The sequence below is a fragment of the Bacillus sp. FJAT-42315 genome (assembly GCF_002797375.1).
Lineage (GTDB): Bacteria > Bacillota > Bacilli > Bacillales > Domibacillaceae > Bacillus_CE.
On record NZ_KZ454941.1, the window covers coordinates 838,649 to 849,899 of the forward strand.

General features: G+C 41.1%; 12 protein-coding genes and 1 pseudogene. 9 read left to right on the forward strand and 4 right to left on the reverse strand.

The window, feature by feature from the left end:
• Window positions 1–204: 204 nt before the first annotated feature.
• The 6 genes and pseudogenes from CEF22_RS03860 (at window position 205) to CEF22_RS19070 (ending at window position 6,259) form a co-directional block, all read left to right on the forward strand.
• Window positions 205–732, forward strand: coding sequence for a GNAT family N-acetyltransferase (locus CEF22_RS03860; protein WP_100403896.1), 528 nt, complete (start codon window positions 205–207; stop codon window positions 730–732).
• 26 nt (window positions 733–758) lie between these two features.
• Entirely contained in the window at window positions 759–1,838 is a 1,080-nt protein-coding gene (locus CEF22_RS03865) for a CdaR family transcriptional regulator (RefSeq protein ID WP_100401838.1), read from the forward strand.
• 206 nt (window positions 1,839–2,044) lie between these two features.
• The gene (gene glcD, locus CEF22_RS03870; RefSeq protein ID WP_100401839.1) at window positions 2,045–3,457 is read left to right on the forward strand and encodes a glycolate oxidase subunit GlcD; all 1,413 of its coding nucleotides are present in this window, start codon (window positions 2,045–2,047) and stop codon (window positions 3,455–3,457) included.
• Window positions 3,454–4,782, forward strand: coding sequence for a (Fe-S)-binding protein (locus CEF22_RS03875; protein WP_100401840.1), 1,329 nt, complete (start codon window positions 3,454–3,456; stop codon window positions 4,780–4,782). Before glcD ends, CEF22_RS03875 begins: the two co-directional genes overlap by 4 nt.
• Before the next feature lie 274 nt (window positions 4,783–5,056).
• Window positions 5,057–5,497, forward strand: a pseudogene (locus CEF22_RS19065) (protoglobin domain-containing protein); the annotation flags it as partial.
• A gap of 255 nt (window positions 5,498–5,752) precedes the next feature.
• Window positions 5,753–6,259 carry a methyl-accepting chemotaxis protein gene (locus tag CEF22_RS19070; protein ID WP_442857391.1) on the forward strand — a complete coding sequence of 169 codons (507 nt, stop codon included), beginning with the start codon at window positions 5,753–5,755 and terminating at the stop codon, window positions 6,257–6,259.
• Between the two features lie 36 nt (window positions 6,260–6,295).
• On the opposite strand, the gene CEF22_RS03885 is transcribed toward CEF22_RS19070, so the two are convergent.
• A complete protein-coding gene (locus CEF22_RS03885) occupies window positions 6,296–6,931 on the reverse strand; it encodes a FusB/FusC family EF-G-binding protein (protein WP_095478519.1) in 636 nt (211 codons plus the stop codon).
• A gap of 127 nt (window positions 6,932–7,058) precedes the next feature.
• Window positions 7,059–7,322 (reverse strand): CD3324 family protein, encoded by a 264-nt coding sequence (locus CEF22_RS03890; RefSeq protein ID WP_100401842.1) that lies wholly within the window; start codon window positions 7,320–7,322, stop codon window positions 7,059–7,061.
• Between the two features lie 248 nt (window positions 7,323–7,570).
• Here CEF22_RS03890 and CEF22_RS03895 point away from each other — a divergent pair, with 248 nt between their 5' ends.
• Complete coding sequence (locus CEF22_RS03895) at window positions 7,571–8,122, forward strand: TVP38/TMEM64 family protein (RefSeq protein ID WP_100401843.1); 552 nt, start codon at window positions 7,571–7,573, stop codon at window positions 8,120–8,122.
• A 41-nt stretch (window positions 8,123–8,163) separates the two neighbouring features.
• On the opposite strand, the gene CEF22_RS03900 is transcribed toward CEF22_RS03895, so the two are convergent.
• Entirely contained in the window at window positions 8,164–8,619 is a 456-nt protein-coding gene (locus CEF22_RS03900; protein ID WP_100401844.1) for an N-acetyltransferase, read from the reverse strand.
• A 164-nt stretch (window positions 8,620–8,783) separates the two neighbouring features.
• The gene (locus CEF22_RS03905; RefSeq protein ID WP_100401845.1) at window positions 8,784–9,302 is read right to left on the reverse strand and encodes a DUF6241 domain-containing protein; all 519 of its coding nucleotides are present in this window, start codon (window positions 9,300–9,302) and stop codon (window positions 8,784–8,786) included.
• 326 nt (window positions 9,303–9,628) lie between these two features.
• Between CEF22_RS03905 and CEF22_RS03910 the strand changes: the two genes are divergently transcribed.
• Together CEF22_RS03910 and CEF22_RS18800 are read left to right on the forward strand one after the other, a co-directional pair.
• The gene (locus tag CEF22_RS03910; RefSeq protein WP_100401846.1) at window positions 9,629–10,807 is read left to right on the forward strand and encodes a glycerate kinase family protein; all 1,179 of its coding nucleotides are present in this window, start codon (window positions 9,629–9,631) and stop codon (window positions 10,805–10,807) included.
• 131 nt (window positions 10,808–10,938) lie between these two features.
• Window positions 10,939–11,251: SLC13 family permease (locus CEF22_RS18800; protein ID WP_269799393.1), on the forward strand; the 313-nt coding region annotated here is incomplete at its 3' end.

An 11,251-nucleotide genomic window follows, 5' to 3' on the forward strand; every position in this document is an offset into this window, starting at 1 on the left:
TTGGTTTTCTGAAAAATTAGAAAAGTATTTTTTTACAATAAATTGGAGGGTGTTACGATGAAAAATGAAACACAGCAACCAGTAAGATCTAATGAAGGAAAGCTGAGAACAAAAGAAGACCAATGGCAAAAGCTGAAACGATGGGAAAAAGAACTGCTTGATGACTTAGTAGGTGCCTGTCACTCCCCGAAATTTGTCGAAGAGATGATCGTGCTTAAGCCTTTTGCTAGAGAGGATATTCCTTTGTTAATCAATTGGGTGATGACGCCGGAGTTTTTAATGCAGTGGAGTGGGTCACAATTTCGTTTTCCTTTAACGGAGGAGCAGTTAGAGGAATATTGGCGAATGAGCTGTGAGAAAGATGCGAATGTTTATAGTTATAGCGTCGTACATAAAGAACAACAACAGGTGATTGGCCACCTTTCTTTCAAAGTCGATCCTGTCAATCAATCGGCTAGAATTGGAAAAGTATTGATTGGCGATTCGAGCATGAGAGGGAAAGGAATTGGCACACAAATGATCCAACAAGCCTTAACGATCCTCTTTGAGGAGATGCAGCTGCACCGAGTAAATCTAGGTGTATTTGACTTTAACCAGTCAGCTATTGCTTGCTATGAACGTATCGGATTCAGAAGAGAGGGCTTGATGCGCGAATGTAGAAAAATAGGTAATACGTATTGGAATCAATGGGAAATGGGGATATTATCAAGGGAGTGGATCAAAAATAAGTGATTGATGAATAAAGTGTGGTGTAAGAAATGATTCAGCCGAAGTTAGCTCAGCAAATTATTTATGAAGTTCGGAAGCTGCTCGATGAAGATATTATTGTCGTTGATACAGATGGGCGCATTATTGCGAGTACTGATCGTTCGCGAATTGGTCGTTTTCATGAAGGGGCCGCACTTGTGAGTGAAACGAGAAAAAAGAGGATTGTTACAGAAGAAGATGAACAGCGATGGACAGGCGTGAAGATGGGCGTGAACTTACCGATTATGTTTCGCGGGGAAGTCGCCGGTGTGATTGGGATTACCGGTTCTCCTGAAAAAGTATCGCAATACGGAGAGCTGTTAAGAAAAATGACCGAACTGTTTATTCAAGAAAATCATTATCATGAGGAAGAGGACTGGCATACGCGATCACTAGAAGCGTTTGTATTACAGTGGATGGAGCAAAGAGAATGGGATGATTTATTTCTCAATAAAGCGAATGTATTAGACATCGATCTAACGGTTAGGCGGCAAGTCGTTCTTATCTATTATCCGAATACACTCCTATTGAAGCCGATTTTGCGTCATTTCTCGGAAGTAGTAAAACAGCAATCAAAGACGATCATCCTTCGCTGGGGGCAAGATCAACTTATGATCTTGCTGGACGAAGAAAAGACGATGGATCAATTCGAGAAATGGAAGGCGCTACTTGAAAAACAGCTCGCTCGCCGTGTTGCCATCGGTGTCGGTTCTCAGCAGCCAGCAACAGAATTAAAAACATCCTTTCAACAAGCGGAACGAGCATTACATGTAGCAAAGCTTGCTACGACGATCGTATTAGAAAGGGAGCTGACGCTTGAGTTAATTTTAAGTGATCTCCAATCGAGCACGAAAGCGACTTATATGGAGCGAACGATTGCGCCAATTATGGACGATCAAGAATTAATGGAGACCCTTTCTGCCCTTTTCACCCATAATTTTTCTTATAAGCAAGCCTCGGAATCAATCCCGGTTCATATTAATACGCTCCATTACCGCTTGAAGAAAATAGAAGAGACGACAGGACTGAATCCGAAAGTGTTAGAAGATCAGCTCCAGTTGTATTTAGCTTGGCGACTGTTTAACGCATGAGCTCGTTTGTGCATAAATAGTAAGCACGTGCGAGATCCCGACAAAAATTGCAAGTCTAGTTGGATCACTTATATGAAGTCCTTAAAATTGTATGTTTCGATAAAAAAAGCAGGTCGCTCACCTGCTTTTTTTATATGTTCCTCCATAGTGTTTGTTCATAAAGCTACCTTATACTGAAGAAAATGTGGTGAAGGGAGCCAATTGTTATGTTTTCTCAACAAGTAAAGGAAAAGTTAGTGGCGATTGTCGGTTCAGACAATGTAGATGATTCGAAAGCAGGTCGCCTTGTTTATTCATATGATGCAACACCGAACTTTCAATCGATGCCCGATGCCGTTGTGGCACCAAGAAATACGAAAGAAGTATCTGACATTGTTAAAGTGTGCCATGAGCATCGTATTCCAATCGTTCCTAGAGGTTCCGGTACGAACCTTTGCGCTGGTACTTGCCCAACAGAAGGAGGCATTGTTCTACTTTTTAAGCATATGAATCAAATCATTGAAATTGACGAAGAAAATTTAACCGTGACGGTGCAGCCAGGTGTCGTTACATTAGATATGATTCGTGCTGCAGAGAAGCAAGGCTTATTTTACCCGCCTGATCCGAGCTCGATGAAAATCTCGACGATTGCCGGAAATATTAATGAGAACTCTGGCGGTCTTCGTGGATTAAAATATGGCGTGACACGTGATTATGTGTTAGCACTTGAAATTGTTTTACCGAACGGAGACATGATCCGCACAGGAGGAAAGCTAGCGAAAGATGTCGCCGGTTATGACTTAACTCGTTTGTTCGTCGGATCAGAAGGGACGCTTGGTGTGATTACTGAGGCGACGTTGAAGTTAATCCCGATGCCGGAAACGAAAAAGACGATGCTCGCTTTATATCAAGACCTTGAAGTGGCCGCGCGTTCTGTTTCTTCCATTATTGCTAATAAAATCATTCCAACGACGCTTGAGTTTCTAGATCAACCGACGTTAAAAGTGGTAGAGGATTTCGCCCAAATTGGCTTACCGACCGATGTACAAGCAGTTTTATTAATCGAACAAGATGGTCCGGAAGAAGTTGTCGCTCGCGATATGAAAAAGATGGCGGATATTTGCCGAGCAGAAGGGGCAGTGTCGGTTGAAGTAGCGGAAACAGAAACAGAGGCTGATGCGCTTCGTACCGCTCGCCGCTCCGCTCTTTCCGCTTTAGCTCGTTTAAAGCCGACGACGATTTTAGAAGATGCGACGGTTCCGCGTTCGGAAATTGCGGCGATGGTGAAAGCGATTAATGAGATCGCTGTGAAGCATAACGTAAATATTTGTACATTTGGTCATGCGGGTGATGGGAATCTTCACCCGACTTGCTTAACGGATGCTCGTGATCATGAAGAAATGGAGCGAGTGGAAGAAGCCTTTGCTGAAATTTTTGCCAAAGCGATTGAGTTGGGTGGCACGATTACTGGTGAGCATGGGGTTGGTGTGATGAAAGCTCCTTATTTGGAATGGAAGCTCGGAGCAGAAGGAATTCACGCGATGAAAGCGTTAAAGCAGGCATTTGATCCCCATAATATTATGAACCCAGGGAAAGTATTCGCGAAAGAAAGCCGCAAAAGAGTGGTGGTGACGAAATGACAACCTTGAAAGAACAACAGCAAATTCAAGTAGAGTTTCAGTCACGAATGAATGAAGATGAATTGCTGAACTGCATGCGTTGCGGTTTTTGCTTGCCGTCTTGCCCCACCTATATTGAATCCGGGTATAAGGAAAGCCACTCTCCACGTGGCCGTATCGCTTTAATGAAAGCTGTGGTCGATGGCCTAATTGAACCGGATGAAGACGTGGAACGTTCACTAGAGCTTTGCCTCGGTTGCCGCGCCTGTGAACCAGTCTGTCCATCGGGCGTTAAATACGGTCATTTATTAGAGGAAGCTCGCGACATTATTAACCAAAATAAAAAGCATTCCGCACCTGTTCAAGCGTTGCGTAATGTTGTCTTCAAAGGACTGTTTCCACATCAGGAGAGAATGGTGACTGTCACTAGTTTACTAGGCTTCTATCAGCGAAGCGGTCTACAAAAGGTTGTAAGAAAAGCAGGCTTTATGAATCTCTTCCCTGAAAACTTACGTACGATGGAACGAGTGTTACCACAAGTGCCGAAGAAAAAGGATATGAAAAATCGTCCGATGAATTTACCAGCTGAAGGAAAAAAAGTAGTCGCAACAGTTGCCTTTTTCTCCGGCTGTTTAATGGACACAATGTTCTTGGAAACGAATAATGCGACGATGAAGTTGTTGCAAAAAGCAGGCTGTAACATTACCGTTCCAAAAACACAAGCTTGCTGTGGAGCTCTTCATGGACATAGCGGAGAAAAAGAAGGCGCAAAAGAACTAGCTAGAAGGAACATTGCCGCCTTTGAAACCTGCCAAGCCGACTATATTATTACCAATGCTGGTGGTTGCGGGGCTTTCTTAATTGACTACGATCACTTACTGAAAGATGACCCACAGTGGGCAGAGCGGGCAAAAGCTTTTGTTGCCAAAATTAAGGACATTACGCAAATTTTATACGAGTTGGATTTTCATAAAAAAGTATTATTGAAAATGAACAACCCGCAAATCATCACCTATCAAGATTCCTGTCATTTGCGCAATGTGATGCGGACGTTCACTGCTCCTCGAGCTTTATTAGCCGCTATTGAAGGCGCAGAATTTAGAGAAATGGAAGAATCAGATCGTTGTTGTGGTTCAGCAGGGATTTACAACATTGTCGAATCCGAGATGTCTATGCAGATTCTCGATCATAAAATGGAAAAGGCGAAAGCTACGGCTGCTCACACGATTGTCACAGCCAATCCAGGTTGCCTATTGCAAATGAAACTAGGGATCGAGCGTGAAGGACTAAGCGAAAAAGTTCGTGCTGTCCATATCGTTGATTTGCTTTTAGAGGCATTGAGATAAATATTAGTAAAAAAGAAAGGATATCGATCATTCTGATGATCGATATCCTTTCTTTTTTATTATAAAATTGTAAACTTTATGTAAATATAATAGCTATTTATTGACTTCTCATTCTAATAAATAGGAGAATTAACATATTACTTTGTGTTTATTAGATCCCATTCTTGAGAGGCGGAACAGACTTATGCTTTTTTTAAAGAGAAAAAGCAAGATTGCAACAGAAACATATTCGTATAGTGAGGAGAAAGTCTCCATTCAACTGGCTGATCCGGAGATGAAGCTTCAGCTAGAGATGGTTCGATTAAAAGAAGAGGATTTACAGCGGGTAAAAATGCTCAAGTCGCTTTTAATCGATCAATTAGATGATGTAATTGACCGTTTTTATCAAGTCGTGATGAAAAGCTCTGAATTAGAGGAAATTATGCAAAGTCATACGACGATTGAAAAGCTGAAAAAAGTGATTCATCAGTATATTATGGAGTTGTTTGACGGGACGATTGATGAGGCATTTATTCATAAACGATTAAATATAGCGAAAGCACATTATCGCATTGGTTTAAAACCGAAGTGGTACCTGTGTGCGTTTCAACAGTTACAGAATGGATTGATTCAAAAAATAAGTGAAAAGATAGATGATGAACATTTGCAATATAAATGTATTTCTTCTATTTCAAAGCTATTAAGCTTTGAACAGCAGATCGTGTTAGAAGCTTACGAGAGCGAAACGCAATTAGCGATTGAACAAGAACACGAGAAAGCTCAACAGAAAATTACGAATGCCATTGAGAAGGTATCGAATAATTTAAGCCAAATCGTTTCAGATGGAATGGAGGTTGCCGATGAATTATCTCAGGATTCTAATCAGTTAAAGACTCACATTCACTCGACTAAAGAAAAAATGGAAGAGACATGTCAACTAGCATCAAGTGGACAAGGAACGATGGTACAGCTGACAGAGAACTTCTCAGAAATGGGAACGACGTCTTCAGATGCGTATATATTAATTGAGAAACTGTCTTCCTCTTTTGAAGAGGTGATCCGTTCGATGCAGTTGATCATTAGCATTGCTGATCAAACGAACTTATTATCTTTAAATGCGGCTATTGAAGCAGCTCGCGCTGGAGAAGCAGGAAAAGGCTTTTCGATTGTAGCGCAAGAGGTAAGGAAATTGTCCGATGCGACGAAAGCTTCGGCGGACTCAGTCGGTTCATTAATTGATCAAGCGACAGTGGACATGGAGCGAGTGAAAAATGTCATGCAACAGCTCGATTCACTTGTAAAAACTAATCAATCCTCTTGCTCGAGCGCCATCGCTTCTTTTAGCGATATCGTAAACTCTTTACAATTAACAGTGAACGAAATACCAGAAGCCAATCACCACATTGAACTCGTCTCTGAATCAACGAAACAGATTAACGAGGCCATTTTGTTTATTAATGAAGCAATCGAAGCGCTTAAAACAGAAAAAGTGACATAAAGAAAGAACCTCTACACAGATGAGGTTCTTTTTTTGTTACTTATTTCTCGCAATGAAGTTGTGTAATTGATCTAGTGTAGTAATATTTTCATTGCATGCTTGTTGATCTTGGCAAATGTAGTTGCCTCTTTTAACAAAAGTTCCTTGTTGAGGTCCTTTTACTTCTATCATAAACATACCCACTTCTTCATATTGATGGCAAAGTGCACAAATGCTTTTTTTCGTTATGGGGTTAAATGTTCCATGAATACCCATCAGTTTATTGTTGTATGGAGTGACAATAAATCTCTTATTCGAGCCAAGGTCCTCCCAGCTTAAATAAGAAATCACTTCCCAATTTACTTCCTTTAAAAAAGAAGTTTTTAGCTTCTTTGCTTTTGGAAACAGCTTTTTCAATGTTTGTTCTGTGACTGTTGGGAAAGGCATCACATAAGGCTTTAATTGGGCTAACACCGCTTCACCCTCGGCTTTTTCTTCAATCGTAAGGATAGGAGTAAGCACTTGCTCCTGTTCATCAGTCATATTCGGAAACAAAGCAAATATTTTTTCCTTCGCGAGAGATTTCAACGCTTGAAGAACATCTATATCAGACACGCTTGCATGGCCATTCGTAAGAATCTGTACCTGTGACTTAATAAAATGAAATTGATCACTTCGGATAAATGGTTCCATTCTTATCACTCCTCTTTCGCTTTAAGTGTAAAACATTGGTTGCCCTTTAGAAAGGGAGAAAATGAGTAGGAAACAAACTTGGTGTAAAAAAGCGTCTTCCATTAAGAAAGAATGCTTTGTATCAGGATCATTTCTTATACACAATCTTCTTAATCGTCTCCACGGAGAGGAAATAATCTTCAGCTAGTTGTGCAATCGTTTGGCCGTTTTTAAAGGCTTGTTGAATGGAGGCATTTCGGTCATCGAGCGTTTTTCTGCTTCCTGAACGTGTCCCCCATGGTTCGTAAGACTTTTTTTGTTTAGGGATATAGATCGTTTCCCCTTGAATATATTTTTGAATTTCAATAATTAACTGTTCTGGTAACAAATTAGTTGCTTTTACATATTTCATATTGGTCAGCCCCTTATTTAAATAGTAAGAAATAAGGTGCAAAGCCAAATAAAATAGGCGATAGTGAGTTAAACGAACGTCCGCCCCATGCAAAGTATCGCCATGTTCCTATCAGGCTTTGCATGAGTCGCTCCAGACTGTGGTAAATAGAACTGATTTACCATTTGACCACCCCCAAGGATTTTATTTCCTATATATTATAAGATAAAATGAAATGTCTTGCATCTTGTTAGGAAAGGAATTGAAGAATGGATAACGAATGGATTCAATGGCTACCTGCTCACCCGCTCGTCGCCATCGTTGTGAGCATCAGTTTAAATATAGTGGTGGCTATTGTCGGTGTTTTGCCCAGTGCGTTCATCACAGCGGTGAATATTGGGGTGTTTGGATTGACAGGAGGATTAGTCGTATCGATCATTGGAGAAGCGGCAGGGGCTGTCGTCAGTTTTCTTCTGTATCGTCAAGGTTTAAAGAAATGGAAGATAAAATTAGAAAATAAATTTTTGAAAAAACTAGAACGGACAGAAGGGGTAGAAGCGATCTTTTTAGTCCTGTTCTTAAGAGTGGTTCCTTTTGTTCCTTCTGGTGCCGTGACGCTTTCGGCAGCTTTTAGTCAAATGGGCCTGCTCTCTTTCAGTATAGCGAGTACAATTGGAAAAATTCCTTCCTTATTCATTGAAGCGTATTCTGTGCAACAAGTGCTTCAATTAACATGGCAATGGCAGGTTGGGATCATCAGCTTACTTGTCCTTTTTTACATTATATATAAAAGCTATAAGAGACAAATGAAGGAGAATTAACAACAAGTGCCGAGTGAGCATAGCTCACTCGGCACTTGTTGTTAAGCAATATACTTAATCATTGCCACTTCATCACAGCACTCTAGCTTCGGACAATTCATGCAATCGATCCACGTTTTTTCCGGTAATTCCTCTCGGTTAATTCGCTCAAATCCACACTTAGTGAAAAACTCAGTTTCATAGGTTAGCGAAATGACACGCTTCACTTCTAATCTAGCTGCTTCGTTAACTACATGATCCACTAATTGTCGACCGATCCCTTTGCCCGCATGTTCTGGAGAAACAACTAACGAGCGCACTTCTCCAAGATCCTGCCCTAACACATGCAAGCCAGCGACTCCAAGAATGTCATCGCCCTCTTTCATCACGTATAAGCTTTGAATTTGCTGATATAAAGATAGAAGCGAACGCGGCAACACAATTCCTTTTTCCGCATACCCTTGAATTAACTGATAAATCGCTGGCACATCATTGGTCTTTGCATTAAAAATATTCATCATCATTCTCCTCACCATTCCTGTCATCGTTCATCATAAAAAGTAATTATAATTATGCAACAAAATGATTATATATTCAATGGCTTGATAGAAAAAAGTAAGGAACATTTCGATGTGTTTAAAGTTTAACTCCAAGGGCAATAATGGTGATTCAATTTAACTGTCTAGTTTTCTTGTAAAAAATTATTCTTTTTAAACGCTTCTTGCTCTTTTTCACTCATGATTCCTTTCGCTTTGCCGATATTTCCATCTTGGATATTCCAAATGGTGTTATGATCTTCATCTACTTTTTCGAAGCTCCCCTTTTTCCATTTTTCTAAAATCACAAGCATTTTTTCTTTATTAGGATAGTCGTTTGCCGACACAATTTTGGTCAGTTCGTCAATGCGTTCAGGTGTCATTTCGACCGCTCCCCATTTATCATCCGCAATCACAAATTGATGCGTCATTTTGTTCATCACATCTAATACTTCATCTTCGGTTGAGTCCACCGTCACTTCACTCGGTTTTTCTTCTTGAATATTTTTCGTTTGTTGGAGATTGACCCCATCCTTTGTTACTGGTTCTCGATCGTTAAAGAAAATGATGAGTTGTAGGATGCCATAGATAATCAAAGTAATCAGTAAGATAAAAAAAAGTAATATGACGCCTATTTTTTTTGAATTTTTTGTCGCTGGTTCCATGATCTCTGCTCCTTTTTATGAAAAAAAGATATTTTTCCAATTATATCATATATTGGTTTGCGGAGGGCCTGATAAGCGGCGTAGGATTCTGCAAAAAGTGTCGTTGATTCAGTAAAAATATCGTGTGACTCAGCAAAAATCAAGTTGGATTCCGCAAATGAGATCAGTGATCCAGCAAATCGCCCCCGCCACTGAGTAAAAACCTTCCCCCATACACTCCTCAATATTTCTCATCAATTTCTAATCTAGTTATCATGCCATTCTCTTTTTCCAACATTAGTATAAAGCTAACAAATAATAGATAAGGGAAAGGAAGTATATAGATTATGCGTATTTTAGTTGTGCCTTCGGGCTTTAAAGAGAGTTTAGATGCGGAGCAGGCGGCTCAGTCGATGAAGGAAGGAATTATGCGGGTGATGCCGAGTTCAAATGTACGAACGTTGCCGATGGTGGATGGTGGAGAAGGGTTCACAAAAACAATTATTAAAATGAAGAATGGTCAATTATTCAAAGTGAAAGTAACGGGTCCAGTCGGGAAAAAGGTGTCTTCCCACTTCGGAGTGTTTGGTAAAAAGAAAAAAACAGCAGTGATCGAGATGGCAGCCGCCGCAGGACTTCGTCTAGTTCCACGAAATATGCGAGACCCTAGAAAGACAACAACACATGGCGTTGGCGAATTAATAAAAGCAGCGTTAGATAAAGGTGTACAGCGAATTTTACTCGGCTGTGGTGATTCAGGTACATCCGATGGGGGAGCAGGGATGGCTCAGGCGCTAGGGGTAAAGTTTCTCGATAAAAAAGGAAAGGAAATCTATATTGAAGGTGGTACTTCCCTTTTAAAAGTAGCCAAAATTGATCTGTCGGGAGTGGACTCAAGACTTCAGCACGTACAAATTGATGTTGCTTGCAATTGGTTCAACCAATTATGCGGAGAAAACGGCGTGGCACGGGTATTTGGTCCGCAAAAAGGAGCGACGCCAGAGCAAGTAGCGGAATTAGAAGCAGCGCTTGAACAATTGGCAAACGTTATTGAGCGTGATCTCGGCATCGATGTTAGAGAGATGCCAGGAGGCGGCGCATCAGGCGGGCTCGGTACTGGATTGCACGCGCTCATCGGGGCGAAGTTGCACCCTCGCTATGACATCATTATGAAATATATTGACCTGGATGAAATGCTGTTAAAAAGTGATCTCGTCTTTACCGCAGAAGGCAGTATAGATTTCCAAACGCCCCGCGGAAAAATTCCAGCTGAAGTTGCTAAGCGAGCGAAAAAGCATCAATTGCCGGTTGTAGCGTTAGTCGGAACGGTCGGCAAAGGAGCTAGGCTTAATTATGAATATGGCATTGATGCATATACAAGTATTTTGCCCATGCCATCTACACTTGAAGAAGCTTTTATGAATGCGGAAAAATGGTTGAAAGATTGTACCGAAAGTGCGATGCGAACGATTTTAGTCGGCTTTCAGTTAGCGGCTCGTTTAAAGAAAAAGGGGCGAGTTTCTTGAAGGCGGCATTAGCGGCGAAGCAGGAAGCGGTAGTACCGGTCGAAGCACGAAAGCAGCGGCCGGCTTGGGTTGTTCCACTCGTGCTCATCAGTTTATTAGAGCTTTCCCTTTTGTTTGCCACCTCGATGACGATGGAAGCGAAGTGGAGCTTGTTTGGCTTCGGGTGTGCGATCATTTTATGGACGACAACGAGTCTCAATTCTGCTTACGTCGCTTTAGGAGTAGTGTTATTTCTCGTCGTGACCGGAACGGCAAAGCAAGAGCTATTATTTGAATCATTAGCTTCTGATGTCATTTGGTTAATGATTGGCTCCTTCATTCTTGGAGGAGCTCTTCAAGTGACAGGATTAGCAGAGAAACTGACGAACCTAGTCATTAGCCGAGCGAAAAATGTGACGAGTTTATTTACTCTATTAACGATCGTCGTGCAATTGCTGGCATTTT

Bases quoted from the DNA above. Each gene is read 5' to 3' on its own strand.
- CEF22_RS19070 (WP_442857391.1), top strand. From the start codon at position 5,753: ATGGGAACGACGTCTTCAGATGCGTATATATTAATTGAGAAACTGTCT.
- CEF22_RS03890 (WP_100401842.1), bottom strand. From the start codon at position 7,322: ATGAAATATGTAAAAGCAACTAATTTGTTACCAGAACAGTTAATTATT.
- CEF22_RS03875 (WP_100401840.1), top strand. From the start codon at position 3,454: ATGACAACCTTGAAAGAACAACAGCAAATTCAAGTAGAGTTTCAGTCA.
- glcD (WP_100401839.1), top strand. From the start codon at position 2,045: ATGTTTTCTCAACAAGTAAAGGAAAAGTTAGTGGCGATTGTCGGTTCA.
- CEF22_RS03895 (WP_100401843.1), top strand. From the start codon at position 7,571: ATGGATAACGAATGGATTCAATGGCTACCTGCTCACCCGCTCGTCGCC.
- CEF22_RS03900 (WP_100401844.1), bottom strand. From the start codon at position 8,619: ATGAATATTTTTAATGCAAAGACCAATGATGTGCCAGCGATTTATCAG.
- CEF22_RS03905 (WP_100401845.1), bottom strand. From the start codon at position 9,302: ATGGAACCAGCGACAAAAAATTCAAAAAAAATAGGCGTCATATTACTT.
- CEF22_RS03885 (WP_095478519.1), bottom strand. From the start codon at position 6,931: ATGGAACCATTTATCCGAAGTGATCAATTTCATTTTATTAAGTCACAG.
- CEF22_RS03865 (WP_100401838.1), top strand. From the start codon at position 759: ATGATTCAGCCGAAGTTAGCTCAGCAAATTATTTATGAAGTTCGGAAG.
- CEF22_RS03860 (WP_100403896.1), top strand. From the start codon at position 205: ATGATCGTGCTTAAGCCTTTTGCTAGAGAGGATATTCCTTTGTTAATC.
- CEF22_RS03910 (WP_100401846.1), top strand. From the start codon at position 9,629: ATGCGTATTTTAGTTGTGCCTTCGGGCTTTAAAGAGAGTTTAGATGCG.